Genomic DNA, 25,910 nt, shown 5'->3' on the forward strand with positions numbered 1-25,910 from the left:
CGGCTACCGTGCCAACAGATTCCGACCGATGGACACCTGCTCCGCCTCAAGCCGCGTCTCCCCGTCATGCACATGCCACAGGCTGTTCTGCAACACACGCCCGAGCGTCCAGGCCCGCGCCCGCTCACGGTCCAGCCCCAGCACCTCCGTCATCAGATCAGGCGCCACAGCACCTCGGACGCATCGAAGCGGTTGTAGAGCCCCGCCGCCGGCTCGTCCGGAACCTCGATCACGGCCCGGATCCTACGACTGTGGCGAGGACCACCGTGAGCGAGGACGGCGGTGGGCGAGGACCACCGCCGCGTACGACCATGGGAGCCACGGGGTAGGCGCCCGATCAGCCACCCGGTCCTGCGAGTACCCTCCCGCCACACGCACTCGAGCTGAGCAGCAGGGGCATCATGAGCACGAACACCGTCAACGGCGGCATATCGTTCTGGTACGCGCAGGAGGGCACCCCCTTCCCCAGGGAGCCCCTCCCCGGGGACACCACCGCGGACATCTGCATCGTCGGCGGCGGGTACACCGGTCTCTGGACGGCCTACTACCTCAAAAAGGCCGTCCCCTTCCTCAACATCACCGTCCTCGAAGGCAAGTTCTGCGGCTACGGAGCCTCCGGCCGCAACAGCGGCTGGCTCTACAACGGCATCGCCGGCCGCGACCGCTACGCCAAACTCCACGGCCACGACGCCGCCGTCCGCCTCCAGCAGGCCATGAACGACACCGTCGACGAGGTCGTACGCGTCGCCGCGGAAGAAGAGATCGACGCCGACATCCACAAAGGCGGCGTCCTCGAAGTCGCCCACACCCCCGCCCAGCTGACCCGCCTCAAAGCCTTCCACGCCGTCGAAATCGCCTTCGGCGAGAAGGACCGCGTACTGTTCGGCGCCCGCGAGACCGCCGAGCGCGTACGCGTCACCGGCGCCGTCGCCTCCACCTGGACCCCGCACGGCGCACGCCTGCACCCCGTGAAACTGGTCAAGGGACTCGCGGCAGCCGTCGAAGCCCTTGGCGTCACCATCCACGAGTCGACCCCCGTCACGGAGATCAAGCCAAAGCACGCGATCACCCCGTACGGCACGGTCCGCGCCCCGTACATCCTGCGCTGCACCGAAGGCTTCACGGCCAACCTCAGGGGCCAGAAGCGCGCCTGGCTCCCTATGAACTCCTCCATGATCGCGACCGAGCCCCTCCCCCAGTCCGTCTGGGACACCATCGGATGGGACGGCCGCGAAACGCTCGGCGACATGGCACACGCCTACATGTACGCCCAGCGCACCGCCGACGACCGGATCGCACTCGGCGGCCGCGGCGTCCCCTACCGCTACGGCTCCCGCACCGACAACGACGGCCGCACCCAGCCCGCCACGATCGAAGCACTGCGCGACATCATGGTCCGCTTCTTCCCCACAACGGCAGGCGCCCGTATCGACCACGCCTGGTCCGGCGTCCTCGGCGTCCCCCGCGACTGGTGCGCCACTGTCACCCTGGACCGCTCCACCGGCCTCGGCTGGGCCGGCGGCTACGTCGGCTCCGGCGTCGCCACCACCAACCTCGCCGCCCGCACCCTGCGCGACCTGATCCAACAGGACTCGGGCCAGGCAGGCCCCACCGAACTCACGGCCCTCCCCTGGGTGAACCACAAGGTCCGCAAATGGGAACCGGAGCCGCTGCGCTGGCTGGGCGTACAGGGCATGTACGCGGCCTACCGCGGCGCAGACCGCCGCGAGGCGACGGCCGGGACGGCGGAAACCGACCGCATCGCACAGATCGCGGACCGGATCTCGGGCCGCCACTGATGCCCCCGGCCGACAGCACCCAGCAGCCCCGGGAATGACAAAGCCCAGGCCGGCGAATCACCGGCCTGGGCAGCTGAGCCCCCTGTCGGATTCGAACCGACGACCTACGCATTACAAGTGCGTTGCTCTGGCCAGCTGAGCTAAGGAGGCGCGTCCGAGCAGTCTAACCGGACCGGTCACGCGCTCCGGTCGAATATTTCATCGCCGTTCAGCTGCTGACAGGACGGGGCATGCCAGGTAGCGTCTCGGCAGGTCCACGTGTGTGGACCAGACCACTCCCTTACTCGGATCGTCCGGCACGTTCCTGCCGGTGAAGGAGAAGCATCACCATGGCCACTGTCACATTCGACAAGGCGACCCGGGTCTACCCGGGCTCCACCAAGCCCGCCGTCGACCAGCTCGAGATCGAGACCGAGGACGGCGAGTTCCTCGTCCTCGTCGGACCCTCCGGCTGCGGCAAGTCGACCTCCCTGCGCATGCTCGCCGGTCTCGAGGACGTCAACGCCGGCTCAATACGCATCGGTGACCGCGACGTCACGCACCTGCCGCCCAAGGACCGGGACATCGCCATGGTGTTCCAGAACTACGCGCTCTACCCGCACATGTCCGTCGCCGACAACATGGGCTTCGCGCTCAAGATCGCCGGCGTCAACAAGAGCGAGATCCGCAAGAAGGTCGAAGAGGCCGCGAAGATCCTCGACCTCACCGAGTACCTGGACCGCAAGCCCAAGGCGCTCTCCGGTGGTCAGCGCCAGCGTGTCGCCATGGGCCGCGCCATCGTGCGTGAGCCGCAGGTCTTCCTCATGGACGAGCCGCTGTCGAACCTCGACGCCAAGCTCCGTGTCTCGACCCGTACGCAGATCGCGAGCCTGCAGCGCCGTCTCGGCATCACCACGGTGTACGTCACTCACGACCAGGTCGAGGCCATGACCATGGGTGACCGGGTGGCGGTACTCAAGGACGGGCTGCTTCAGCAGGTCGACTCGCCGCGCAACATGTACGACCGTCCGGCCAACCTCTTTGTCGCCGGGTTCATCGGCTCGCCGGCCATGAACCTCGTCGAGGTTCCGATCACCGACGGCGGCGTGAAGTTCGGCAACAGCGTCGTACCGGTCTCCCGTGAGGCCCTGTCCGCGGCCGCCGACAAGGGTGACACCACTGTCACGGTCGGTGTCCGGCCCGAGCACTTCGACGTGGTCGAGCTGAACGGTTCCGCGGCCAAGTCCCTCTCCAAGGACAGCGAGGACGCTCCGGCCGGTCTCGCCGTCTCCGTCAATGTCGTCGAGGAGCTCGGCGCCGACGGTTACGTCTACGGTTCCGCTCAGGTCGGCGGCGAGCACAAGGACCTCGTGGTCCGTGTCGGCGGGCGTTCCGTGCCGGACAAGGGTGCCGAGCTGCACGTCGTGCCGCGGCCGGACGAGATCCACGTCTTCTCGACCTCGACGGGCGAGCGCCTCAGCGGCTGACCGAGTAGCGACTGACTGAGTAGCGACTGACCGAGTCCGGCGTCACCGCCAATTCGGCGGAACGGCCCCGCAGTTACCTGCGGGGCCGTTCTGCTGCAGGGCAGGCGTGTCGACAAATACCCCGGCAGATCCGCCATTTCGATCCTGTTCGTCAACACCGATTCGAAAAGCGTCGTCGAACGATCCCTCGCCAGAGTGACTAAATGTCGCCAAATCATCACTGCCCGCTACGCTCGCTCGCGTGACCCACACAGCCCGCCGAATCGGCCGCACTCTTGCCCTCGTTCTGCCCGTCGTCCTGGTGCTCTCCGGAACCCTCGCGGTCACCAGCGTGCCGTGGGCAGGGCACAACACCGAGTCGCAGATTCTCACCGCGTCCTCGCGGAACGTCTCCGTGCGTGCCAAGTCCCGCTCGCCGCAGGACGTTCTGCGCGACCGACTGCTCGCCGAACTCCAGGAGAAGAACCCGAGCATCGCGCTCACCCACCTCCAGCGCGAGGTCGAGGAGCGTCCGTCGCTCGCCAGGCACTGCATGTCGCTCGCCCGAGCCCTCGGACGCGCCGCCGTGGACCGCTACGGCCCCACCCGCGCCCAGACGTTCTCCCGTCCCGTCTGCGACACCTCCTTCGCCACCGGCGTCTCGCAGCAGACCCAGGGCAGCTGACCGCGCGAGCTGAGCCGGGAGCTGGCCGCGGGGCCGCCGCCCACGGCGCATATCGTTCACGGCATGCATACGCCTACGTATCCGACGCAGGCCGTGGTCCTGGCGGGCGGCCAGGGCTCGCGGCTGCGCCCGTACACCGATGACCGCCCCAAGCCGATGGTCGAGATTCCCGGAACCGGGACCCCGATCATCGGCCATCAGCTTGCCTGGCTGGCCGCCGAGGGCGTGACGGATGCCGTCGTCTCCTGCGGTCACCTCGCCGAGGTTCTCCAGACGTGGCTGGAGACCGCGGAGCTGCCGCTGCGTGTCACCACCGTCGTCGAGACGGAGCCGCTGGGCCGCGGCGGCGGCCTCAAGTACGCCGCCGCTCATCTGCCGCACCCGGACCAGCCCTGGTACGCCACCAACGGCGACATCTGGACCCGTTTCTCGCTGCGCGACATGGCCGCCTTCCACGCGGAGCGCGACGCCATCGCCACGCTCGCCCTCGCCCGCCCCCGGATCCCCTGGGGAGCCGTCGAGACGGACGCCTTCGGCCACATCACGGACTTCATCGAGTCTCCACCGTCGCCGTATCTGATCAACGCGGGTGTGTACGTCTTCTCCGCGGCCTTCACCGCGCTCCTCCCCGACCGGGGTGACCACGAGCGCACCACGTTCCCGCGTCTCGCCCGTGAGCAGCGGCTGGCGGGCTTTCCGCTGCCGAACGGCGCGTACTGGCGGGCGATCGACACCGCGAAGGACCTCACCGAGGCCGCCAAGGAGCTTGCCGCGCAAGCGCGTTGACCGACCTCGGCGAGATGCACGAGGTACGCGACGAGAGGGGCGGCCACCGGACTTCGGTGGCCGCCCCTCTCGTCGCGCATCTCAGCCCAGCAGGCCGCCGATCACCCTGCCGCCGCCGGAGCCGCCGCTGCCGCCTCCGGAGCTGCCCGAGCCTCCGTTTCCGCCGCCACTGCCGCCACCGCTGCCGGTGCCGCCGCTCGATGAGGGGCCGGCGCTGCTGGACGGCGGCTGGGCCGGTTCCGACTGGCTGGGCGGCTGCTGTCCCGTGCCCTGCGTCTGGCTGGGCTGTCCGCCGAGCCGGCCGGTCTCTCGGGCCGTGTGGTCGGAGGGCGTGGGCTTCGCGGACTTGGGGCTGCCGGAGCGGCTTGCGGACGGCGACGGCTTGCCGTCGTCACCGCGCGCGCCGGAGGAACTGCGCTCGCCACTGGGCTCCTGCGGGAGCGGGAACCCGGGCAGGTGGTTGGTCGGGTCCTGGTTGGGCTCGGGCACGGTCACCATGTCCGTAGAACGTACGGCTCCGCCGAGCATCGAGCCCAACAGCAGGGTCAGGCCGACGACCACGGCGGCGACGACGCCGCCGCGCCGCAGTACGCGCCGCCGCAGCTCCCACAGCTCCGAGCGCGGCCCGAGCTTGCGCCAGGCCTCGCCCGCGAGCCGGCCGTCGATCGAGTAGACCGGGGCGCCCGCGATGATCAGCGGGGACCAGGCGGCCAGGTAGATGATGTCGGGCGCGTCGTACGCCGGCACGGTCTTCCAGGTCACGGTCAGGATGAGCATGGCCGACAGCAGTGCGCCGATGACGGCCGCGACCCGCTGCCAGAGCCCCAGCACGGTGAGCACGCCGACGACCACCTGGAGGAAGGCGACGGTGAGCCCCGCACCCACCGGGTGGGAGAGCGCGAAGTCGCGCAGCGGTTCGGCGAGTTCCCAGGGGTGCAGCGAGTTGAGCCACTTGACCATGGAGCCGCGTTCGCCGCCGTCGAAGTAGACGGGGTCGCAGAGCTTGCCCATGCCGGCGTAGATGGAGATGAAGCCGAGGAAGACGCGCAGCGGCAGCAGTACCACTCCGAGGTTCATGCGCCGCCCGGGGTAGTAGGCGTGGCGGACGACGTCGGCGCCGTGCCGCTGGGAGCGTACGTCGGCGTCGGCGAACTCCTCCTGCTCGTGGCGCTCCTGCCCGTAGCGTTCCGGCTCGTAGAACTCGCCCCCGTAGGACTCCTGCCCGTCGCGCTCCGACTCGTAGGACTCCGACCCGTAGCGCTCCGACTCGTAGGGCTCCGGCTCGTAGGAGTGGTACGAGTCGTACGCGCCGACCGCCTGCCGCATCGGCGGCAGCAGCGGCCTGTCGGGGTCGCGTGGCGCGCCGAGAGAGCCTGCTGCGGGCATCCGTGCGGTGTGCTCGGCGAGGTCGATCCGCGGGATGACCTGGGTGGCTCCCGTGTCGAAAGTGTCCCTGTCGAAGGCGTCCCGGTCGAAGGGGTCGCGGTCGAAGGCGTCCCGCCCCATGGTGGAGTTGCGCACCGCCTGGAGAAGACCGGTGGCGCCGGCGTCCCCCGGCGCCGACTTGCCGCTCCACACGACGGGCGCCCGCCTGCGCACACCCGTCCCGGCTCCGCCGACGACGGGGATCCTTGCGTTGCCCGCCATGGCACGTACGGGGCGCGGGCTCTGGGAGAGCTGCACCCGGAAGCTGGCGTGGTTCACGATGACCTGCGCGGGATCGCAGTCCACCTTGACCATGCTCAGCGCAGGCTGATCATCGAACCCGGGCCGGGGCGTTCTGGTGTCCACACTCATCTAACCGAGTGACTTGTGATTAGGACACTGCTCCGACCGGCCTAAATGTCCGAGACCCGTCAAACCATCCTCAACTACGCGTTTCGACGCCGATCGGGGCAGTCGGAGCGGTCAGGACCGACGCTTGGCCGCCTCGTAGAGGACCACGCCCGCCGCGACACCCGCGTTCAGCGACTCCGCCCCACCCGGCATCGGAATCCTGACCAGGTAGTCGCACGTCTCGCCGACCAGGCGGCCCAGGCCCTTGCCCTCGCTGCCGATGACGATGACGACCGGGCCGCCCAGGGCCTCCAGGTCCTCGATCGTGGCTTCGCCGTCCGCCGCCAGGCCCACGACCGTGATACCGGCCTTCTGGTAGCCCTCCAGCGCACGAGTCAGGTTGGTCACGCGGGAGACCGGCGTACGAGCCGCCGTGCCTGCCGAGGACTTCCAGGCGCCTGCCGTCATACCGGCCGCGCGCCGCTCGGGCACGACCACACCGTGGCCGCCGAAGGCGGAGACGGAACGAACGATCGCCCCCAGGTTCCGCGGGTCGGTCACCCCGTCGAGGGCGACGATCAGCGGGTCCTCCCCGTTGTCGTAGGCGGCGGCCGTGAGGTCCTCGGGGTGCGCGTACTCGTACGGCGGGACCTGGAGGACGAGACCCTGGTGGTTGAGCCCGTTCGTCATCCGGTCGAGCTCCGGCCGCGGGGCCTCCATCAGGTTGATGTTGCCGCGCTCACCCGCGAGCTGGAGCGCCTCGCGCACCCGCTCGTCGTTGTCGATGTACTGCTGGACGTACAGCGTGGTCGCCGGGACGCCGTCGCGCAGCGCCTCGAAGACGGGGTTGCGGCCGACGACCATCTCGGACGTGCCCTTGGCGCCGCCGCGGCGCGGGGCCGGGCGGCGGGCCGCGGCCTGCCTGGCCTGGGCTTTGCCCACCCGGTTCTTCTTGTGTCCCTTGCGCTCGGAAGCGGGCGGCGTCGGGCCCTTGCCCTCGAGCCCGCGGCGTCGCTTGCCACCGCTGCCGACCTGCGCGCCCTTCTTGTTGGACGTGCGGCGGTTCCTGCGCTGGCTGTTCCCGGCCATGACCTACCTGTTTCTGTAAAGCTCGCTCAAAAGTGTGTACGTAAGTGAAGTGTGCCGCCCGGGCGCCCGGGCGGCACATCTTTGTCGGGCGGGCCCGGTGGGTTCAGCGGGGGCCGAGTGTCCACCGCGGGCCGTCAGGCCCGTCCTCGATGACCAGACCGGACTGCAGAAGCTGGTCGCGGATGGCGTCGGCGGTCGCCCAGTCCTTGCGGCTGCGGGCGGCCTCGCGCTGCTGCAGCACCAGCCGCACCAGTGTGTCGACGACGCCGTGGAGATCTTCGCCGCGCTCGCCCTCGCCCGCCCACTGCTCGTCGAGCGGGTCCAGGCCGAGGACGCCGAGCATGGCCCGTACTTCTGCCAGCCGGGCGACGGCCGCTTCCTTGTCGTCGGCGGCCAGCGCGGAGTTTCCCTGCCGGACCGTGGTGTGGACGATGGCGAGCGCCTGCGGCACTCCCAGGTCGTCGTCCATCGCCTCGGCGAAGGCGGGCGGCACCTCGGCGGCGGGCTCGACCGGCCCGCCGGCCTTTTCCACCACGCGCTGGATGAAGCCCTCGATCCGTGCGAACGCGGACTCGGCCTCGCGCAGGGCCTCCTCGCTGTACTCGATCATTGACCGGTAGTGCGGGGTGCCGAGGTAATAGCGCAGCACGATGGGCCGCCAGTGCTTGACCATCTCCGAGACGAGCACGGAGTTGCCGAGCGACTTGGACATCTTCTCGCCGCTCATGGTGACCCAGGCGTTGTGCACCCAGTACTTCGCGAAGTCGTCGCCGAAGGCCTTGGCCTGTGCGATCTCGTTCTCGTGGTGCGGGAAGATCAGATCGAGTCCGCCGCCGTGGATGTCGAAGGCCTCGCCGAGGTACTTGTGCGCCATCGCGGAGCACTCCAGGTGCCAGCCGGGCCGGCCGCGGCCCCACGGCGTCTCCCAGCTCGGCTCGCCCGGCTTCTCCGCCTTCCACATGGCGAAGTCACGGGGGTCGCGCTTACCGGTCTCGCCCTCGCCGGACGGCTGGCGCAGATCGTCCAGGTCCTGGTTGGAGAGCTCCAGATAACCGGGGAAGGAGCGCACGTCGAAGTAGACGTTCCCCTCGGCCTCGTAGGCGTGACCGCGTTCGATCAGGCCGCGCATCATCTCGACCATCTCGGTGATGTGGCCGGTGGCGCGCGGTTCGTATGTGGGCGGCAGGCAGCCGAGCACGTCGTAGCCGTCGTTGAAGGCGCGCTCGTTCTCGTAGCCGATGGACCACCAGGGGCGGTTCTGCTCCGCCGACTTCCAGATGATCTTGTCGTCGATGTCGGTGACGTTCCGCACGAAGGTCACGTCATAGCCGCGGTACTCGAACCAGCGGCGCATGATGTCGAAGTTCAGACCGGACCTGATGTGCCCGATGTGCGGGGCAGCCTGCACCGTGGCGCCACACAGGTAGATCGAGACGCAACCCGGCACGAGCGGGGTGAAGTCACGGATCTGCCGGGTGCTGGTGTCGTACAGGCGAATGGTCACGCAACAAGGGTAGTGGCCCGCTACCAGTGCCCCGCGACCCCTTCCGGGTCGCGGGACGAGTTTGTGACGTTGCCCTACCCGAAGACGACCCGAAGACGACCTGGATGCGATGCAGATACGACGCAGCTGCGATGCGGACGCGAGCCCGGTCCCGGCTGGTTGGCCGGTCGGTCGGTCAGTCAGTTCCTGACGACCAGCGCGGTGGCGATGGCGGCCAGCCCTTCGGCCCGACCCGTCAGTCCCAGCCCGTCCGTTGTGGTCCCGGACAGGGAGACCGGCGCGCCGACCGCCGCGCCGAGTGCCTTCTGGGCCTCCTCGCGCCGCTTGCCGATCTTCGGGCGTACGCCGATGACCTGGACGGAGACATTTCCGATCTCGAAGCCCGCGGCCCGTACGATCCGTGCCGCCTCGGCGAGCAGCGTGACGCCGGAGGCGCCGGACCACTCGGGCCTGGAGGTGCCGAAGTGGGCGCCGAGGTCGCCGACGCCGGCGGCCGAGAAGAGCGCGTCGCAGGCGGCGTGGGCGGCGACGTCGCCGTCGGAGTGCCCGGCGAGGCCGTCCTCGCCCTCCCACAGGAGTCCGGCGCACCACAGCTCGCGCCCCGGCTCGAAGGCGTGCACGTCCGTGCCGATGCCGACCAGCGGAATCCGCGTCTCAGAAGACATCGTTGGCCCTCCTCCGGGCGAGTACCGCCTCGGCCAGTACGAGATCGAGCGGCCGGGTCACCTTGAACGCCTCTTCATGGCCCGGTACGACCACGACGGGCGTGCCGAGCTGCTCGACCATGCCGGCGTCGTCGGTCGCGCCCTCGCCGTTGACGGCGACCGTCTCGTGCGCGCGGACCAGCGTGTCGCGGTCGAAGCCCTGCGGGGTCTGCACAGCGCGCAGCCGCGCCCGCTCGAGGGTCGCGACGACCGGTTCGGGCCGGCCCTTCTCCGTCGGCTCGACCTCTTTGACGGTGTCGGCGAGAGGCAGTGCCGGTACGACGGCCGGCGCCCCGTCCCGTACCGCCTCGATGACCGCGTCGACGGTGTCGACGGGTACCAGCGGGCGGGCCGCGTCATGGACGAGGACGACGGTGATGTTGTCCGGAAGTGCGTCGAGGCCGAGGCGTACGGACTCCTGCCGGGTGTCGCCGCCGGCCACGACCAGGAAGTCGGTGCGTTCGGGCAGGGCGTGCTCGTCGAGGAGGTTCTTCACCTCGGGCGCGCCGTCGGGCGGGGCCACCACGACGACGAGCGAGACGGCCCGGGAGGCCGCCATGGCGCGTACAGCGTGGATCAGCATGGGCGTGCCGTTCAGCGCGCGGAGCGCCTTGGGGGCGCCGGGGCCGAGCCGTACGCCCCGGCCGGCCGCCGGGATCACCGCGGCGGTGCGGTACGGGCGCGATTCGTCTGACATCGGTTGCACTCCGGCAGGTTTGTTTCCTTGGCCGACATGGGTATGGCCACAGCGTGCCGGGCGCGACGCCTTGACCGGACCCTTCCGTGACAACTGGTCTGCGCCAGCCGCCCGGGCCCGGCACAGCCAGTGGTACGGCGCACACTGGTTCGGCGCAAGTGCACTGTGAGCACAGACACCTTTGAACACGGGCACTTTTGAACGCAGACACAGTGAGCACAGCCGTACGGGGAGCACAGCGGTAGGTGCCGCGACGGACATGCCGCAGCGCCCGGCGACAGGACTGTTTTCACAGCATGTCAGCGGGCACCGCGGCATTGTTGCGCGTCAGGACGCGAGGACCTCGTCGAGCAGAGCCTCGGCCTTGTCTTCGTTGGTGTTCTCCGCGAGGGCCAGCTCGCTCACCAGAATCTGGCGCGCCTTGGCGAGCATCCGCTTCTCACCTGCGGAAAGCCCACGCTCTCGCTCACGACGCCACAGGTCACGCACCACTTCGGCGACCTTGATGACATCGCCGGAGGCGAGCTTCTCGAGATTTGCCTTGTAGCGACGGGACCAGTTCGTCGGCTCTTCGGCATACGGCGCGCGCAGCACCTCGAAGACCCGCTCGAGCCCGTCCTGACCGACCACATCGCGTACGCCGACGAACTCCGCATTGTCCGCTGGCACGCGAACCGTCAGGTCGCCCTGGGCGACCTTGAGCACCAAGTAGGTCTTGTCCACGCCTTTGATCTGGCGAGTTTCGATGGCCTCGATCAGCGCGGCCCCGTGATGGGGATAGACCACGGTGTCGCCAACCTTGAACGTCATGTGACAGGTACCCCTTCCGTGGCTATCCAGAGTAACACGAGAACGGCTTCTACTGAATGGCGTTTTCGCAGGTCAGGGCATATCTCGGGGCTTGACAACAGCAACGCGAACGTGCTGCGGACGCCTTCCGGAGGGGGGTATTCGCAGGTCGGAGCGGCTGCACGGGCGGACAGAAACGCGCACGTTACACACAACAGAACGCCCTCCCTGGAGGGTGAAACATCCCGTTTTGCCGGTTTCCAAGTGGTGAACTTCCCGTACTCCGTTCGGTGGCCGGTCACCCGTACGGACGGATGTGCTGTCGAATCCGGAATTGATCTACGTGGGGTATTCGGTAAGCAATGTGCGGTGGCCCGGAGAATTGATCACCCCGGTTATGTGAACGGAGTACGAAACGACACGATCGGACTGCCTTCTCGGACTGCGTTCTCGGACCGCCTCCCGAGCTGCCTCAGGACGCCTCCCGACCGCCTCTCCGGCGAAGGGGCGGGTCGGGTGCGGGGCGGGCATGGCGGCTCGGTAACCTAAGCGCGAGCTGACACCCCCTTAGCCGATCTTCGAGCCGGTGCAACCGCCGGCTCAACTGCCGGTGCCGGCTCACCGCCCGTCCATAGCCAGTCCGTACGTCCTAGGAGATGCCGCCGCCGTGAGCCGCAGCCTTCGACGCGGCGCCCTCGCCGCAACTGCCATCGTGTTCTCGATCGCCGCGCTCTCCGCCTGCGGTGCGGGCACCGACGCGCAGACCCTCGCCGTCAAGCCGGACAACGCCGCAACGACGGTCGACACGATCAAAATCCAGAACGTGATGGTGATCACCCAGCCGGATCCGAAAGCGGAGGGCCCCGCGGTCGTCAGCGCGACGGTCTTCAACAACGGCACCACGCAGCAGACCATCGACGCGATCACGCTGCCCGGCACGAGCGCCCAGGTGAAGCTCAGCCCGGCCAAGGGCTCCGGCCCGATCACGGTGCCGGCCTACAGCTCGGTCATCATCGGCGGCGCGGGCAACGCCTCCGCCGTGATCGAGAACGGCCGCGAGGCCGCCAAGGCCGGTAACGTGCAGGAGGTCGTCTTCCGATTCAGCGAGACCGGCGACGTAAAGGTGCAGGCGTTCGTCGTTCCGGCGAAGGGCTACTTCGCGGGCTTCGGCCCGAGCTCCCTGCCGAAGCCGCCGGAGAAGCCCGCGGAGAAGCCCTCCGGTACCCCCTCCTCAACGCCGTCCGGCACTCCCTCGGGGGGAGCCACGGGCGCGGCGGGCGAGCCCGGCAACGGCCGGTCCGGCGAGCCCGGTACGCCGTCGGACTCCGCCTCGGCGTCGAACGCGTCGAACGAAGCCGGTCACTGACGACCACGCCGGAGCAGCCGTAACAACGCGAGGGGCGCCCCGCCGGAAAGGATTCCGGCGGGGCGCCCCTCGTCGTACTGCTGCCGGTTTACGGCTCGAACTTGTAGCCCAGGCCGCGCACCGTGACCAGATACCGCGGCGCACCGGGGTCCGGCTCGATCTTGGCGCGCAGGCGCTTGACGTGGACGTCGAGGGTCTTCGTGTCGCCCACGTAGTCCGCACCCCAGACGCGGTCGATCAGCTGCATACGGGTCAGTACCCGGCCCGCGTTGCGCAGCAGCATCTCCAGCAGGTCGAACTCCTTCAGCGGGAGATCCACCTTGCCGCCCGAGACCGTGACGACGTGACGGTCCACGTCCATCCGGACCGGGCCGGCCTCCAGAGCTGCCGGAGTGGCCTCCTCCGGTTCGCCGCGGCGGCGCAGGACCGCGCGGATGCGGGCGACCAGCTCCCGCGAGGAGAAGGGCTTGGTGACATAGTCGTCGGCTCCTATCTCCAGCCCGACGACCTTGTCGATCTCACTGTCCTTGGCGGTCACCATGATGACCGGGACGTTCGACCGGCCGCGCAGCTGGCGGCAGACCTCGGTGCCCGGCAGGCCGGGCAGCATCAGGTCGAGGAGGACGAGGTCGGCGCCATTGCGCTCGAACTCGTCGAGCCCCTCGGGCCCCGTGGTCGCGATGGCGACCTCGAAGCCCTCCTTACGGAGCATGTAGGACAGGGCGTCGCTGAATGATTCCTCATCCTCGACGACGAGCACTCGGGTCACGGAAGGACCTCCGGGGCAGGGATTTCGGCGTTCGGATCGGTGTCGTAAGGCCGGTCGTCGTCCTCGTCGACGCGATCCGGTCCGGTGGTTTGGCGGTCCCGTACGGCGCCCGCTTCGGGCAGCCGCAGGGTGAAGGTGGAGCCCTGTCCCTCGGAGCTCCACACCGTGACCTCCCCGCCGTGCGAGGCGGCCACATGCTTGACGATGGCCAGTCCCAGACCTGTACCTCCGGTGGCCCGGGAGCGGGCGGGGTCGACGCGGTAGAACCGCTCGAAGACCCGCTCGCGGTCCTTCTCGGAGATACCGATGCCCTGGTCGGTGACGGCTATCTCGATGAGATCCCCGCCGGGTGCGGCGACGCGGCGCGCGGATACACCGACGCGGGTGCGGGCCGGGGAGTAGTTGACCGCGTTCTCGACGAGATTGCCGAGTGCGGCGGCGAGCTGGCCGCGGTTGCCCCAGATGTGCAGGTCTGCGGTACCGCCGGCGGCCATGGTGATCTGTTTGGTGGACGCCGGCTGCCGGGACCTGTCGATGGCCTCGGCGACCAGTTCGTCCACACGTACCGGCTCGGCGTCCTCCAGCGGGTTGTCGTTCTGCACCCGGGAGAGGTCGATGAGCTCCTGTACGAGGTTGGTGAGCCGGGTCGCCTCGATCTGCATCCGGCCGGCGAAGCGGGTGACCGCCTCGGGGTCGTCCGAGGCGTCCATGACCGCCTCGGAGAGCAGGGAGAGCGCACCGACCGGGGTCTTGAGCTCATGGCTGACGTTCGCGACGAAGTCGCGTCGTACCGCTTCGATACGGCGGGCCTCGGTGAGATCCTCGACCAGGAGCAGGACGAGGCGGGAGCCGAGGGGAGCCACCCGGGCGGAGACAGCGAGGGCCTCGCCGCGGCCGGTGCCGCGCCGGGGCAGGTCCAGTTCGACCTGGCGTATCTCGCCGTCGCGGCGGGTGTCGCGGGCCATGTGCAGCATCGGTTCGACGGCGAGCTTTCCACCGCGGACCAGACCGAGGGCGTATGCCGCGGAGCTGGCCTTGACGACGGAGTCGCTCTCGTCGAGGACGACCGCGGAGGAGCGGAGCACGGACAGGACAGTGTCGACGCCGGGCGGGAGCACGGCGTCAGTGTGCAGGGAGGTGCGGGTGGGTCTCCTCTGTTCGCGTTCGCTCCAGCGGAACGCCAGCATCGCGATGACACCGGTGCACAACCCGGCGATCGCTGCCGCTGCGGCGACCGCCGCGTTCACGTCCATGCCTCCAGGTTATGCGTGCTCCCGGAGATGCTCCCAGCCAAACGGGTGGCACCTCGAACAGTCGTCGCCCAGAGTTCACCATGGGGATAGAGCCGGTTCACTTCCGGTGGAGGAGCCGGACGCGTAACGGACAGAACGTGGGAGCGTGGGGGTCCGAGCCCCACCCGGACCCCGGTCGCACCAAGAGAGGGACAACCCATGCGGGACGCGTACCACGAGGAACTGGACTCGATCGGCGAGGGCCTGGTCGAGATGGCCCGGCTGGTCGGGTCGGCGATCGGGCGCGCCACCACGGCCATGCTCGACTCCGATCTCAAGCTCGCCGAGAACGTGATCGCCGCCGACCAGAAGGTCGACGATCTGCAGCACGACCTGGAGGCACGGGCCATCGCCCTGCTGGCCCGGCAGCAGCCGGTCGCGACGGATCTGCGGATAGTGGTGACCTCACTGCGGATGAGCGCGGACCTGGAGCGCTCGGGCGACCTTGCCCAGCATGTGGCCAAGCTGGCCCGGCTCCGCTTCCCGGACACGGCGGTGCCGCACGACCTGCACGCCACCATCCTGGAGATGGGGCAGCTGGCGCAGCGGCTGATGGCCAAGGCGGCGGAGGTGATCATCACCAAGGACGTCGACCTGGCGCTGCAGCTGGAGACGGACGACGACGAGATGGACCTGCTGCACCGGACGCTCTTCCAGCACCTGATGGACGACCGCTGGAAGCACGGCATCGAGACGGCGGTGGATGTGACGCTGCTCGGCCGCTACTACGAGCGCTTCGCGGACCACGCGGTGTCGGTGGCGAAGCGGGTCGTGTACCTGGTCACGGGCGAACACGCGGACGAGCTCCAGCCGCCGACGCAGGTCGAGGGCGTCTAGCGCGCCCTGCGCGCCGGGGGGCGCCCGCAGGAGCAGGGGGGCGGGGGCGTGCCTCCGCGCGCTGTTGATGCGCCCGTCGCAGCGGGCATGCAATGGGCAGAGGCGGACCATCTGGTACGCCATGAGGAGGGACCCATGGCCGAATCCCCCATGACCGACTCTCAGCAGGACACGCCTGTTGAAGTGGTGTTCCTGCCCGTCCTCGGTGCCTGCGGCTGCGGTCCGGGCTGTGGCTGCGGCTGCCAGTCGGGTGGGCCGTGCCAGTGCGGTGGCTGCTGCGGGTAGCCGATCCCCGGTACCTACGCGCGTACGCGAAAGGGCCCCGTCCGTGGAGGACGGGGCCCTTTCCGACGGGCCCGGTACTACATTCTTCTCGCCCTGGGTCTGAACGGCCCGTTTTTCGCCCGGGCAGACTTTGGTGACGGTCTTCTCGTAGCCGCCTTCGACCGCCAGGCGTATAAGCAGCGCCGGGCACTGACCAACGAGTCCAGCGGTTGCCCGTATCCGGGGAAGGCGGACAGGCCGGAACTCCGGGTGGCGGATGCAGCGCCGACCTCAGTGCCTGAGGCTCTTCTTCGTCCTCTCCACAGCCAACTGGATCTTGCCCTTCACCTTCTCGGTGCGACCTGCGGCCCGCATGCGCCTGTCGCCCATGACATGCCCAGCGGTCTCTTTGAGCTGGCCCTTCATCCGCGTCGCCGTGGCCTTCGCCTCTACCTTGTTCATGGCCGGTACCTCCTGTGACGAGCGATTACCGAACTACACCGTGGGCCGCCGCGCGGGCTCGGGCCGTTTCGCTGCGGATCGCATCGCGAGCGCCACCGCGACCTCGCCCAGGCTCATGAGGACCAGCCACAGCCCGAGCAGTCTGGCCAGCGCGGTCGCGGATTCCACCGGGAACGCGAGCACCACAATGCCGGCCACGATCCCGAGGACGGCCACGGCGAACGCCAACCCCCGGTGCGGCATATCGCGTTCGCCCCCGACGACGAAGGCCGCCAGCAGCCCCGACACCAGCCAGTAGGCACCGAGCACGAGCGCCAGCACCGCGGTGGTCTGCAGCGGGTGCCGCAGGCACAGCACACCGGCCAGGATGGCCACCACCGCGACCAGCACCGCTGCCACTCTGCCGCCGCCCTCCCTGTCCCGCGAGAAGGCCGTCACGAAGCGGAACGCGCCCGAGATGAGCAGGTACAGGCCGATGATGACCGCCAGAACGTGCAAGCTCTCGTCCGGCCAGACGAGCACGATGATCCCCGCCGCCAGGGTCACCAGAGCGATGCCGAGCAACCACGTCCATGCGCCGCCTACATCGGCCAGCACGTCACTGGGGTCGGCCGGCCCCGGTGACGTCGCGGAATCGGTTGGTGTGTTCATGACGCCCTCCCGGTTCACGGAGGTCGGGAGCCCGGAGTACCGGCCTTGAGGTGGTGGGGCGGCTCAGAGCAGGCACTGCTCCGGACGAGCAGGAAGGCGATGCCCCATACGAAGATCTACATCACGGAAGGAGCGCGCCTTCGTTGTCCGCTTGCACAAAACCGCTCTCGCTCCATCGTCGCGCGGTTTCGACGCCGAAGCCATCCAAGCCCTGGATCGCACCGGTCGTCGGCAAGGCGCGGGTAGTCGAGGCGGCAGCCGGGGAGAGCCTGATGCCGAGCAGTCGGGACCGCGCGCGGAAGGCCATCGGCTGGGCACTCAGGCCGCAAGAGCCGCCGCACTGACGGCCCACAGACGGCCCGAGATGCAGCGTCCGCAGCGTCCGCCGGGTATCGCTCGCCCCCTCTGACCTGCACTTTCCTGCGGACGCTCAACAGAATGTGTAGCGTCCGGCCACCCTCCGCTACTAAGGGCGCGTTTCCACAGGTCAACACGGCTCTTAGCATGGGGCCGGTTGCGGACGCTGCCCCCTCCGGAACAACGAAGAGACCACCCATCCGGCCGGGGTGGTCTCTTCGTTCTAGGGCCTGTCCGACGGGTCGCGTCACCGACCCCGCACCCGACAGCACTGTCACCCGAATGGCTCAACATGACGTGCCACCCACATGGGTGAAGATCAAGCTGACAAGTGCCCCAACCGATGCAATCCGTGAAAGGGAAACCAAATGCGCATTCGACGAATCCTCGCCGCCGTCATCGCCACGGCAGCCCTCGCCGGACTCGGCCTCACGGGCGCCGCCGCCGCCACCGCCACCGCCACCACACAGGGTGCCCCATCCTACGTCACCCCTTCTGAGTGCAAGCAGGGCGGCGGAACGCCCGATCTGGCGGACAACCTGTGCAAGGGCGGTACACACGACGGGGAGAAGGTCGACTAAACCCCACAAGGCGCCCCGCAGCCACGCGCCGCGGGGCGCTCCCGCTCGAGCGTAGCCGGGAGAGTCGCAGGGACTGTGCCGACCCGTCGGGCACGCTAGGTCCGAGTCGGCCCGGACCCAACGGCGGGCACATCTGGCGTACGTCGCTGAACGAAAACCGCTGGAAGCCTCTCTCGCGAGGGCGGGCGTCATCCCGCAGGCCAAGAGCCGGGAGCACGCCGCTGCCCGGGAGCACGGCATGCACGCCTTGCGGCACTTCTACGCGTCCGTCCTTCTGGACTCCGGGGAGAGCATCAAGGCCCTCGCGGAGCACCTGGGCACTCCGATCCGGGGCTGACGCTGAAGGTGTACGCGCACCTCATGCCAAGCAGCCGGGAGCGGGCCCGGAAGGCTCTCGGGCAGGCTCTCCGCCCGGAAGATCACACGGGCTGAGGTTCCAGGGAGGTCCCAGACCGTGAAAATGCCCCCGATCCGCACCGAAAGCGCAGATCAGGGGCATGATCACGAAAGCTACTTCTTCTTGCCCTGGTTCTTGACCGCCTCGATCGCGGCTGCGGCCGCGTCCGGGTCGAGGTAGGTGCCGCCCGGCTTGAGCGGCTTGAAGTCGGCGTCGAGCTCGTAGGCGAGCGGGATGCCGGTCGGGATGTTGAGGCCCGTGATGTCGGCGTCGGAGATGCCGTCCAGGTGCTTGACCAGGCCGCGCAGGCTGTTGCCATGGGCGGCGACCAGGACCGTACGGCCGGTCAGCAGGTCCGGGACGATGCCGTCGTACCAGTACGGCAGCATGCGCTCGACGACGTCCTTGAGGCACTCGGTGCGCGGACGCATCTCGCTCGGGATCGTGGCGTAACGCGGGTCGTCGCTCTGCGAGAACTCCGCGCCGTCCTCGAGGGGCGGCGGCGGGGTGTCGTACGAGCGGCGCCAGAGCATGAACTGCTCCTCGCCGAACTCGGCCAGCGTCTGCGCCTTGTCCTTGCCCTGCAGGGCACCGTAGTGACGCTCGTTCAGCCGCCAGGAGCGGTGGACCGGGATCCACTGGCGGTCCGCGGACTCCAGCGCGAGCTGCGCGGTGCGGATGGCGCGCTTCTGGAGGGAGGTGTGGAGTACGTCGGGGAGCAGGCCGGCGTCCTTGAGCAGCTCACCGCCGCGGACTGCCTCCTTCTCGCCCTTCTCCGTCAGATTGACGTCCACCCACCCGGTGAACAGGTTCTTCGCGTTCCATTCGCTCTCGCCGTGGCGGAGGAGGATCAGCTTGTACGGTGCGTCGGCCATGTGTCCGAGCCTAATAGACGCGAAAGAACCGGACGACACCGGCGACAGTTGACGGTCGGCGTCAATTGACTGGCGGCGCCGAGCGGCGCGCTTGTAACGTGCGGATGCCTGCCAAGCCACTTACACCCGGGGGGAATCCGCATGTCTGTCGCCGGTCTGCGACGTGCCGCGAGAGAGAGCGTCTCGGGGCTGCCCCGTGAGTTCTGGTGGCTGTGGACAAGCACTCTGGTCAACCGGCTCGGCGCCTTCGTCGCGACGTTCATGACGCTGTACCTGACCCTGGAACGGGGCTATTCACCCTCGTACGCGGGACTTGTCGCCTCCCTGCACGGGCTCGGCGGTGTTGTCTCCTCGCTCGGTGCGGGTGTGATGGCCGACCGGATCGGCCGGCGGCCCACGCTGCTGATCGCGCAGAGCTCGACTGCCGCGTCCGTGGCGCTGCTCGGCTTTGTGCAGCACCCGGTCGCCATCGCGGCCGTCTCCTTCCTGGTGGGTATGGCGTCCAACGCGTCCCGGCCCGCCGTGCAGGCGATGATGGCCGACATCGTCCGGCCCGAGGACCGGGTGCGGGCCTTCTCGCTGAACTACTGGGCGATCAACCTCGGATTCGCCGTCTCCTCCGCGGGCGCGGGTTTCATCGCCGAGTACAGCTATCTCGCCGGCTTCCTCGGCGAGGCCGCGATGACGCTGATCTGCGCGGTCGTCGTCTTCGTCAAGCTGCCGGAGTCGCGGCCGGAACGGGCGAAGGCCACTGCGGACAAGCCCGCCGAACCTGAGGTCAGCCTGAGGACCGTGCTGTGCGACGGGCGGTTCATGAGCGTCGTCGGGCTGTCCTTCCTGATCGCGCTGATCTTTATGCAGGGGAATGTGGGACTGCCGCTGGCGATGGGCGCGGACGGCTTCAGCAGCTCCGACTTCGGCATGGCGATCGCGGTCAACGGGGTACTGATCGTGGCCCTGCAGATCCCGGTCACCCGCTTCATCGAGCACCGCGATCCGCGCCGGCTGCTGATCATTTCCTCGCTGCTCGCGGGGTACGGCTTCGGGCTCACCGCTTTCGCCGGGTCGATCGCCGTGTACGCGCTGACCGTCTGCGTCTGGACGCTGGCCGAGATCGTCAACGCGCCGACCCAGACCGGACTTGTGGTGCGGCTCTCGCCGCTGCACGGCCGCGGTCGCTACCAGGGCATGTACACGCTGTCCTGGTCGGTCGCTGCACTCATCGCCCCGCTGATGTCCGGTTTCGTCATCGACCGGTACGGGGCGGAGTGGCTGTGGGGGATGTGCGCGGCGCTGGGGACGGTGGCGGGGCTCGGGTACTGGCTGCTGATGCGGAACCTGCCCGCGGAGAGCGGGAAGAGCGGGGAAAGGGAGAGCGCGGAGAGCGGGGAGGATGCCGCCGGGCCCGTGCCCGCCGCCGGAGTGGTCAGCCCGCCTGCGTCCGTCGCGTAGGAGCCGCCGCGGGCCCGTCAGGTGCGGGCCGGTCAGGTGCGGACCGGTCAGGTGCGCAACGCCCGCTGGGCCTCGTACAGATTGCCCGGACGCACACCGCCCGGCTGTCCGTACGCCTCGATGCGCGAGCCCAGCGTGCCGCTGAAGTCCGGTACGTCGATCTGGTCGAACTCGCGGACCGCGCTGATGGCGACGGTCGCGCTGTACGGGGCGATCTGGTCGATCTTGATCAGCCCCGCGCGCTCGTTGGTGACGGTGACATTCCAGTGGGTGAACCGGGCGCCGTACAGCGGTCCGGCGGACGCGTCGCCGCCGTGGCGGCCGTTGTTGTTCACCGTGATCTCGGTGCGGACGTTGGCGAACGGCATACCGCGGTGCGTGTCGAAGGTGCCCATTCCCATGTTCCCGCGCGACCAGACGTTGTAGCTGGACAGGCCCTCCACATTGATGCCGTGGAGCTGGGTGTTGGCGGGGGCCGGGACGGTGCGCCGGGCGATGGTGAAGTCCTCGATGAGGTTGTCGTGCGAGCCCTCGCGGCAGAAGTACGGATGGTGGGAGCCGCGGCCCTCGACGCGGGTGCGGCGCAGGGTGCAGGCGGAGGCGGCGACCAGACCGAAGCCGTTGTCGACATGACGGACGGTGATGTCGTCGGCCCAGCAGTCGTACGCGCACTGGAAAGTGACGCCGTTGTAGCCCTTGTCGAGGAGGTGCTGGGACTGCGGGGTCTCCATGGCTTCGAGGGTCAGGCCTTCGACGCCGGAGCCGGTGAGCGGAGTGACGAGGGTGGTGATCCGCGGGTCCCATTCGGGGCGTACGTCGAGGGGCAGCGGCCGTTCGAAGGTGACCTTGTTCCGCTTGACGGCCGCGATGCGTACGGGCCATTCATAGGGGACGTAACTGGTCAGCTTGGTCTTGTCGTCCCAGACGTACGCCTCGGGGCCCGCGCCGCCGCCGGCCATGTGCTCAAGGAGGGTGTGGCCGGCGTCGTCGGCGAGGCGGAGCAGGACGAGCTGTCCGCGACGGAGGTGGGAGGCGTCGGGGACGGTGACACACCAGTCGCCGCGCCTGGCGGGCCGGACGGTGGCGAGGGTGCGCCACTCGTCGCGCTTGTTGCCGGTCCAGCCCTCGAAGGGCCACGACTTGGCCTTGATGGCGGCGGTGAGACTGTCCCAACGGCCCTTCGGGCAAAGCCAGATGAGGCCGCCAGCCCAGGACCACGACGACTTGTCGCCGCCATAGCGGCTGCCGTACACGCCGATGAGCTCGGTGAGGTTCTTGGTGGCGTAGAGCTTGGTGCGGGTGCTGCCGGCGCCTTTCAGTACGACGTTGCTGTGGCCGATACGGATCAGGTCGTCGATGCGGTAGGTGCCGGCGGGGATGAGGACCGTGCCGCCGCCGCGTTCGCCTACAGCGGCGACGGCACGGTTGATGGCGGGGGCGGCGTCGGCGGAGCCGTCCCGTTTGGCGCCGTAGGCAAGGACGTTGGCGACGACGGGGCCGCGGGGGAAGCGGTGGGCTCCGCCTCGTTGACCTGCGCGGCCTACGTAGGGGATCTGCGGGTGGCTGTAGCGGTTCCGGCGGAACTCGTCCCACAGCGGGGAGGAAGTGGGGGGCGCGGTGACGGCCGCGGCTGCGGTGCGGGTGCCGGCGATGCCGCTCGCGGCGCAGGCGGCCGCGACGGCTGTGGCACTGCCGAGCAGACTCCGTCTACTGATGGCGCGTCGACCGGTCTCCATGAGCCCACCCTTCCACGTATGTGAACGACGTTCATATGAGCGTCGGCGGCGAGCATGCCATGAGCCTGCGGCGCGCGGGAAGGGGTCGTGCGGGGTCTTGTGGCCCGGGCCCGGGGGTGCGGGTTGCCTCCGGCGGGGTGCGGGTTCTTGTCGGGTGCGGGCTCCGGTGCCCCTCCGGGCTCGACTCCTCGGGGTCGGCGGCATGCAGGCTCTTGGTGCGTGACCCCGGCTTTGCCGCCAGTCCCCCCACAGTTCGCCGGTGGAAACCACCCACGAAGAGCAACCGCCAACACCCCCGGCCACCCTGACCACATGACCGAGCAACCGGCGGGGCCGACACTGCACGGCACCTCCCCACCCGAACGAGACAAGACCGCTCGCCGCGGGGGTACAGCGGCTCGCCGGAGGAAACCACCCACCGGACAGCAACCACCAACGCCCCCGGCCCACGCTCACCACATGACCGGGTGACTCCACCAACGTCCCCGGCCCACGCTCACCACATGACCGACAAATTGAGCGACGCGGCGCAGCCGCTGGAGCTTCGGGGGTGTGGGGGCGTCAGCCCCCACACCCCCTTCCCCCGGCAGGGGGTCTGGGGGCGCAGCCCCCAGTTCGGGAAGGGGCGAGTCAGGGGAACACCCCCGCACTCCTACTTGGTCAGGTTTGTGAACGCCTCAAGATTCCGCGTCGACTCCCCCCGCGACACCCTCCACGCGTACTCCTTGCGGATCGCGCTCGCGAACCCCAGCTCCAGCAGCGTGTTGAAAGAACCGTCCGCCGCCTCCAGGACCGTGCCCAGGAGGCGGTCCAGTTCCTCCGGGGTGATCACGGAGAGCGGGAGCCTGCCCACCAGGTAGATGTCGCCGAGGCGGTCGATCGCGTAACTCACCCCGTACAGGCGCAGGTTGCGCTCCAGCAGCCAGCGGTGGACCGCCGCGTCGTTCTCGTCCGGGTGCCGGATCACGAACGCGTTGATCGACAGCGAGTGCTTGCCGACCATCAGCGAGCACGTCGTCGACAGCTTGCGCGTGCCAGGGAGTTTCACCACGTACGAGCCGGGCTCCGGGCTCTCCCACTCGAGTTCCGCGTCCTTGAGCGTCTGCTCGATGACCTGCGCAGCCTGCCGTACGTCAGCCATGGTGCGAGCGTACCCGGCGGCGGTGTTCGTACATCGCCGCCGTGTAGACGTCCGCCGTCGCCGATGCCGCCGTGTCCCAGCCGAAGGACTCCGCGTGGCAGGCCGCCGCCGCGCCCATCCGGTCGGAGAGGGCCGGGTCGTCCAGCAGGCGGTGCAGCGCGGCCGCGTAGTCCTGCGGGTCGTGGCCCCGGACCAGGAAACCGGTCAGCTCGTCGCGGACCGCCACCGGGAGGCCGCCGACCTCCGCCGCCACCACGGGCGTGCCGGCCGCCTGGGCCTCGATCGCGACCAGACCGAAGGATTCGCTGTACGAGGGCATGACCAGCGTGGATGCGGCCCGGAACCAGTCTGCGAGGCGGTCCTGGCCGACCGGCGGCTGGAAGTGGACGATGTCCGCGATGCCGAGGCGGGCGGCCAGTTTCTGCAGGCCCTCCGGCTTGGCCAGGCCGCTGCCGCTCGGGCCGCCGACTATCGGTACGAAGAGCCGGGAGCGCAGGGACGGGTCGCGGTCGAGGAGCAGCGCCACCGCGCGGAGCAGTATGTCGGGAGCCTTCAGCGGCTGGATGCGGCCTGCGAAGAGCGGGACGAACGCGTCCTGCGGCAGCCCGAGGCGGGCCCTGGCGGCAGCGCGGCCGTCCGCGGGCCGGAAGCGTTCCAGGTTCACGCCCGGGTGTACGACGGCGACCTTCGCCGGATCGGCGTCGTAGAAGCGGACGAGCTCGTCGGCCTCCTCCGCGGTGTTGGCGATCAGCCGGTCCGCGGCACGCACGATCTGGGTCTCGCCGATGACACGGGACGGCGGCTCGGGGGTGTCGCCCTCGGCGAGCGCGGCGTTCTTGACCTTGGCCATGGTGTGCATGGCGTGGACGAGCGGGACGCCCCACCGTTCGGCGGCGAGCCAGCCGACGTGGCCGGAGAGCCAGTAGTGGGAGTGGACGAGGTCGTAGTGGCCGGGGCGGTGGCCGGCCCAGGCCTGCATCACGCCGTGTGTGAAGGCACACAGCTGGGCCGGGAGTTCTTCCTTGGCGAGGCCCTCGTAGGGCCCCGCGTCGATATGCCGTACGAGCACGCCGGGAGCCAGCTCCACGACCGGCGGCAGCCCGCCCGCGGTCGCCCGCGTGAAGATCTCGACCTCGATGTTGATGGCGGCGAGCCGCTTGGCGAGTTCGACGATGTAGACGTTCATGCCGCCCGCGTCGCCCGTACCCGGCTGGTGCAGCGGGGAGGTGTGGACGCTGAGCATGGCGACCCGGCGCGGCTTGCGATGGCCGCCGGGGAACCGGATACGCGGTGCCACCAGGCTGCCGCCGAGGCGGGAGACGTACTGGCTCACGTCGACGTTCCTCCTCGCTGCGGACGCGGCAAGCTGCGGGGCGATAGCAACCTCCAAAGCCTCACAACAGCGGACTCCCGGCTTCCATTTCCAGCCCTCTTCTGCTTTGCCAAATCATTACCGTACGGAGGCCGTGTCACGACCGCATACCCTCGCCTTTATGACCCGTCCCGTCGGCACCGCGACCCGCGGGACGACCAACCCCAACCGGCTGCGGCGTATGGACCGCTGGATCGCGGCGACGCACGGCCCCGCGCTGCGCCACGACGACGCGCCCGTCGCCGTCGACCTCGGGTACGGCGCCGCCCCCTGGACCGCGCTGGAGCTGATGCAGCGGCTGCGTACGGCCGAGCCCCGGTGCGAGGTCGTCGGCATCGAGATCGACCCGGCACGGGTCGCGGCAGCGAAGCCGTACGAGCGCGAGGGGCTCAGCTTCCGGCACGGCGGCTTCGAGGTCCCGTTGGAGCGGCGGCCGGCGCTCATCCGGGCTGCGAATGTGCTGCGCCAGTACGACGAGGGCGAGGTCGCCGCCGTCTGGGCGCGGCTCCGTGCGCGCCTCGCGCCCGGCGGGCTGCTGGTCGAGGGCACCTGCGACGAGATCGGGCGACGGCACGTCTGGGTCGCGCTCGGCCCGGAAGGTCCGCGCACGCTCACCTTCGCGACCCGGCTCGGCTCCCTGCAGCGCCCGTCCGATCTGGCGGAACGGCTGCCGAAGGCGCTGATCCACCGCAATGTGCCGGGCGAGCCGGTGCACGCCTTCCTGCGGGATTTCGACCGGGCGTGGGCGGCGGCCGCTCCGTACGCCTCACTGGGCGCCCGGCAGCGCTGGATCAGAGCCGTACGGGACATGGCGTCCGACTGGCCGCTGACGGACGGCCCGCGGCGGTGGCGGCAGGGGGAAGTCACGGTGAACTGGGCGGCACTCGCCCCCAATTCCGTATGAACAGGCGCCGCGCGAGGGAACGCAGAGGGCGCGTTGTTCGTCCCTGACGAGTGGGATTGATCCTCCAGTCGGCAGATCAACACCCGCTGACCCTGTCGATTTTGTGGACGTCGTGGCACCATCGCGACGTCGCCCGTAAGTTACTGACGGTAAATCACATTTACGTGTTCTGATGTGCGC

At 69.4% G+C, this 25,910-nt stretch carries 23 protein-coding genes, 1 tRNA gene and 2 pseudogenes; 10 read left to right on the forward strand and 16 right to left on the reverse strand.

The genetic code is table 11. The annotated features are described in order from the left end of the window. Positions 1–3: 3 nt before the first annotated feature. A pseudogene (locus tag AB0D12_RS15640) lies at positions 4–200 on the reverse strand (hydroxyurea phosphotransferase); the annotation flags it as partial. Positions 201–401: 201 nt separating this feature from the next. Here AB0D12_RS15640 and AB0D12_RS15645 point away from each other — a divergent pair. Continuing rightward, positions 402–1,799 (forward strand): FAD-dependent oxidoreductase, encoded by a 1,398-nt coding sequence (locus tag AB0D12_RS15645; RefSeq protein WP_362681912.1) that lies wholly within the window; start codon positions 402–404, stop codon positions 1,797–1,799. Between the two features lie 76 nt (positions 1,800–1,875). On the opposite strand, the gene AB0D12_RS15650 is transcribed toward AB0D12_RS15645, so the two are convergent. Next, positions 1,876–1,949 (reverse strand) — tRNA-Thr (locus AB0D12_RS15650). A 179-nt stretch (positions 1,950–2,128) separates the two neighbouring features. Here AB0D12_RS15650 and ugpC point away from each other — a divergent pair. The 3 genes from ugpC (at position 2,129) to AB0D12_RS15665 (ending at position 4,715) form a co-directional block, all read left to right on the forward strand. After that, the gene (gene ugpC, locus AB0D12_RS15655; protein ID WP_362681915.1) at positions 2,129–3,265 is read left to right on the forward strand and encodes a sn-glycerol-3-phosphate ABC transporter ATP-binding protein UgpC; all 1,137 of its coding nucleotides are present in this window, start codon (positions 2,129–2,131) and stop codon (positions 3,263–3,265) included. A gap of 241 nt (positions 3,266–3,506) precedes the next feature. After that, the gene (locus AB0D12_RS15660; protein ID WP_327324452.1) at positions 3,507–3,929 is read left to right on the forward strand and encodes a hypothetical protein; all 423 of its coding nucleotides are present in this window, start codon (positions 3,507–3,509) and stop codon (positions 3,927–3,929) included. Between the two features lie 63 nt (positions 3,930–3,992). Next, on the forward strand, positions 3,993–4,715 hold the full coding sequence (locus tag AB0D12_RS15665) for a nucleotidyltransferase family protein (RefSeq protein WP_362681918.1): 723 nt from the start codon (positions 3,993–3,995) through the stop codon (positions 4,713–4,715). Between the two features lie 81 nt (positions 4,716–4,796). Here AB0D12_RS15665 and AB0D12_RS15670 read toward each other — a convergent pair whose 3' ends face one another. The 6 genes from AB0D12_RS15670 to AB0D12_RS15695 all read right to left on the reverse strand — a co-directional run bounded on the left by AB0D12_RS15670 (position 4,797) and on the right by AB0D12_RS15695 (position 11,295). Beyond that, positions 4,797–6,512: a DoxX family membrane protein gene (locus AB0D12_RS15670; RefSeq protein WP_362681921.1), complete on the reverse strand. Its 1,716-nt coding sequence runs from the start codon at positions 6,510–6,512 to the stop codon at positions 4,797–4,799. A 111-nt stretch (positions 6,513–6,623) separates the two neighbouring features. After that, a complete protein-coding gene (gene rlmB, locus AB0D12_RS15675) occupies positions 6,624–7,580 on the reverse strand; it encodes a 23S rRNA (guanosine(2251)-2'-O)-methyltransferase RlmB (protein WP_362681924.1) in 957 nt (318 codons plus the stop codon). A 103-nt stretch (positions 7,581–7,683) separates the two neighbouring features. Then, a complete protein-coding gene (cysS, locus tag AB0D12_RS15680; RefSeq protein WP_362681927.1) occupies positions 7,684–9,084 on the reverse strand; it encodes a cysteine--tRNA ligase in 1,401 nt (466 codons plus the stop codon). 179 nt (positions 9,085–9,263) lie between these two features. Next, the gene (ispF, locus tag AB0D12_RS15685) at positions 9,264–9,749 is read right to left on the reverse strand and encodes a 2-C-methyl-D-erythritol 2,4-cyclodiphosphate synthase (protein ID WP_327324457.1); all 486 of its coding nucleotides are present in this window, start codon (positions 9,747–9,749) and stop codon (positions 9,264–9,266) included. Further along, the gene (gene ispD, locus AB0D12_RS15690; protein WP_362681930.1) at positions 9,739–10,485 is read right to left on the reverse strand and encodes a 2-C-methyl-D-erythritol 4-phosphate cytidylyltransferase; all 747 of its coding nucleotides are present in this window, start codon (positions 10,483–10,485) and stop codon (positions 9,739–9,741) included. Before ispD ends, ispF begins: the two co-directional genes overlap by 11 nt. A 327-nt stretch (positions 10,486–10,812) precedes the next feature. After that, the gene (locus tag AB0D12_RS15695) at positions 10,813–11,295 is read right to left on the reverse strand and encodes a CarD family transcriptional regulator (protein ID WP_050374646.1); all 483 of its coding nucleotides are present in this window, start codon (positions 11,293–11,295) and stop codon (positions 10,813–10,815) included. Between the two features lie 646 nt (positions 11,296–11,941). On the opposite strand from AB0D12_RS15695, the gene AB0D12_RS15700 reads away from it, so the two are divergent. After that, on the forward strand, positions 11,942–12,640 hold the full coding sequence (locus tag AB0D12_RS15700) for a DUF461 domain-containing protein (RefSeq protein WP_362681933.1): 699 nt from the start codon (positions 11,942–11,944) through the stop codon (positions 12,638–12,640). Between the two features lie 88 nt (positions 12,641–12,728). On the opposite strand, the gene AB0D12_RS15705 is transcribed toward AB0D12_RS15700, so the two are convergent. Next, entirely contained in the window at positions 12,729–13,409 is a 681-nt protein-coding gene (locus AB0D12_RS15705; protein ID WP_362681936.1) for a response regulator transcription factor, read from the reverse strand. After that, entirely contained in the window at positions 13,406–14,662 is a 1,257-nt protein-coding gene (locus tag AB0D12_RS15710; protein ID WP_362681938.1) for an ATP-binding protein, read from the reverse strand. The genes AB0D12_RS15705 and AB0D12_RS15710 overlap by 4 nt, the downstream gene beginning before the upstream one ends. 198 nt (positions 14,663–14,860) lie before the next feature. Here AB0D12_RS15710 and phoU point away from each other — a divergent pair, with 198 nt between their 5' ends. Then, positions 14,861–15,538 (forward strand): phosphate signaling complex protein PhoU, encoded by a 678-nt coding sequence (phoU, locus tag AB0D12_RS15715; protein WP_362681941.1) that lies wholly within the window; start codon positions 14,861–14,863, stop codon positions 15,536–15,538. A gap of 555 nt (positions 15,539–16,093) precedes the next feature. Here the strand turns inward: phoU and AB0D12_RS15720 are convergent. Continuing rightward, positions 16,094–16,264 carry a CsbD family protein gene (locus tag AB0D12_RS15720; RefSeq protein ID WP_362681944.1) on the reverse strand — a complete coding sequence of 57 codons (171 nt, stop codon included), beginning with the start codon at positions 16,262–16,264 and terminating at the stop codon, positions 16,094–16,096. Between the two features lie 33 nt (positions 16,265–16,297). Next, entirely contained in the window at positions 16,298–16,915 is a 618-nt protein-coding gene (locus tag AB0D12_RS15725; protein ID WP_362681947.1) for an HdeD family acid-resistance protein, read from the reverse strand. A gap of 725 nt (positions 16,916–17,640) precedes the next feature. Here AB0D12_RS15725 and AB0D12_RS15730 point away from each other — a divergent pair. Further along, positions 17,641–17,853, forward strand: coding sequence for a hypothetical protein (locus AB0D12_RS15730; RefSeq protein ID WP_362681950.1), 213 nt, complete (start codon positions 17,641–17,643; stop codon positions 17,851–17,853). A 113-nt stretch (positions 17,854–17,966) separates the two neighbouring features. Next, positions 17,967–18,285: pseudogene (locus AB0D12_RS15735) on the forward strand (tyrosine-type recombinase/integrase); the annotation flags it as partial. A 78-nt stretch (positions 18,286–18,363) separates the two neighbouring features. On the opposite strand, the gene AB0D12_RS15740 reads toward AB0D12_RS15735, so the two are convergent. Further along, positions 18,364–19,125: a phosphoglyceromutase gene (locus AB0D12_RS15740; RefSeq protein ID WP_362681953.1), complete on the reverse strand. Its 762-nt coding sequence runs from the start codon at positions 19,123–19,125 to the stop codon at positions 18,364–18,366. A gap of 141 nt (positions 19,126–19,266) precedes the next feature. On the opposite strand from AB0D12_RS15740, the gene AB0D12_RS15745 reads away from it, so the two are divergent. Further along, positions 19,267–20,577, forward strand: a complete 1,311-nt coding sequence (locus AB0D12_RS15745; RefSeq protein ID WP_362681956.1) for an MFS transporter — start codon at positions 19,267–19,269, stop codon at positions 20,575–20,577. Between the two features lie 47 nt (positions 20,578–20,624). On the opposite strand, the gene AB0D12_RS15750 is transcribed toward AB0D12_RS15745, so the two are convergent. The 3 genes from AB0D12_RS15750 to mshA all read right to left on the reverse strand — a co-directional run bounded on the left by AB0D12_RS15750 (position 20,625) and on the right by mshA (position 24,787). Then, a complete protein-coding gene (locus AB0D12_RS15750) occupies positions 20,625–22,313 on the reverse strand; it encodes a glycosyl hydrolase family 28-related protein (RefSeq protein ID WP_362681959.1) in 1,689 nt (562 codons plus the stop codon). Between the two features lie 652 nt (positions 22,314–22,965). Further along, positions 22,966–23,454 carry a YbjN domain-containing protein gene (locus tag AB0D12_RS15755; RefSeq protein WP_362681962.1) on the reverse strand — a complete coding sequence of 163 codons (489 nt, stop codon included), beginning with the start codon at positions 23,452–23,454 and terminating at the stop codon, positions 22,966–22,968. After that, the gene (mshA, locus tag AB0D12_RS15760) at positions 23,447–24,787 is read right to left on the reverse strand and encodes a D-inositol-3-phosphate glycosyltransferase (RefSeq protein WP_362681965.1); all 1,341 of its coding nucleotides are present in this window, start codon (positions 24,785–24,787) and stop codon (positions 23,447–23,449) included. Before mshA ends, AB0D12_RS15755 begins: the two co-directional genes overlap by 8 nt. 160 nt (positions 24,788–24,947) lie before the next feature. Here mshA and AB0D12_RS15765 point away from each other — a divergent pair, with 160 nt between their 5' ends. Then, positions 24,948–25,730: a class I SAM-dependent methyltransferase gene (locus tag AB0D12_RS15765; RefSeq protein WP_362681968.1), complete on the forward strand. Its 783-nt coding sequence runs from the start codon at positions 24,948–24,950 to the stop codon at positions 25,728–25,730. Positions 25,731–25,910 lie beyond the last annotated feature (180 nt).

The sequence above is a fragment of the Streptomyces sp. NPDC048479 genome, assembly GCF_040651435.1.
In the GTDB taxonomy this organism is placed as follows: domain Bacteria; phylum Actinomycetota; class Actinomycetes; order Streptomycetales; family Streptomycetaceae; genus Streptomyces.

Coding starts and splice junctions, on each gene's coding strand:
- AB0D12_RS15745 (WP_362681956.1), top strand. CDS start 19,267: ATGTCTGTCGCCGGTCTGCGACGTGCCGCGAGAGAGAGCGTCTCGGGG.
- AB0D12_RS15720 (WP_362681944.1), bottom strand. CDS start 16,264: ATGAACAAGGTAGAGGCGAAGGCCACGGCGACGCGGATGAAGGGCCAG.
- AB0D12_RS15670 (WP_362681921.1), bottom strand. CDS start 6,512: ATGAGTGTGGACACCAGAACGCCCCGGCCCGGGTTCGATGATCAGCCT.
- AB0D12_RS15725 (WP_362681947.1), bottom strand. CDS start 16,915: ATGAACACACCAACCGATTCCGCGACGTCACCGGGGCCGGCCGACCCC.
- AB0D12_RS15730 (WP_362681950.1), top strand. CDS start 17,641: ATGCGCATTCGACGAATCCTCGCCGCCGTCATCGCCACGGCAGCCCTC.
- ispD (WP_362681930.1), bottom strand. CDS start 10,485: ATGTCAGACGAATCGCGCCCGTACCGCACCGCCGCGGTGATCCCGGCG.
- AB0D12_RS15645 (WP_362681912.1), top strand. CDS start 402: ATGAGCACGAACACCGTCAACGGCGGCATATCGTTCTGGTACGCGCAG.
- AB0D12_RS15765 (WP_362681968.1), top strand. CDS start 24,948: ATGACCCGTCCCGTCGGCACCGCGACCCGCGGGACGACCAACCCCAAC.
- AB0D12_RS15755 (WP_362681962.1), bottom strand. CDS start 23,454: ATGGCTGACGTACGGCAGGCTGCGCAGGTCATCGAGCAGACGCTCAAG.
- AB0D12_RS15710 (WP_362681938.1), bottom strand. CDS start 14,662: ATGGACGTGAACGCGGCGGTCGCCGCAGCGGCAGCGATCGCCGGGTTG.
- phoU (WP_362681941.1), top strand. CDS start 14,861: ATGCGGGACGCGTACCACGAGGAACTGGACTCGATCGGCGAGGGCCTG.
- AB0D12_RS15665 (WP_362681918.1), top strand. CDS start 3,993: ATGCATACGCCTACGTATCCGACGCAGGCCGTGGTCCTGGCGGGCGGC.
- ispF (WP_327324457.1), bottom strand. CDS start 9,749: ATGTCTTCTGAGACGCGGATTCCGCTGGTCGGCATCGGCACGGACGTG.
- AB0D12_RS15740 (WP_362681953.1), bottom strand. CDS start 19,125: ATGGCCGACGCACCGTACAAGCTGATCCTCCTCCGCCACGGCGAGAGC.
- AB0D12_RS15750 (WP_362681959.1), bottom strand. CDS start 22,313: ATGGAGACCGGTCGACGCGCCATCAGTAGACGGAGTCTGCTCGGCAGT.
- AB0D12_RS15695 (WP_050374646.1), bottom strand. CDS start 11,295: ATGACGTTCAAGGTTGGCGACACCGTGGTCTATCCCCATCACGGGGCC.
- ugpC (WP_362681915.1), top strand. CDS start 2,129: ATGGCCACTGTCACATTCGACAAGGCGACCCGGGTCTACCCGGGCTCC.
- rlmB (WP_362681924.1), bottom strand. CDS start 7,580: ATGGCCGGGAACAGCCAGCGCAGGAACCGCCGCACGTCCAACAAGAAG.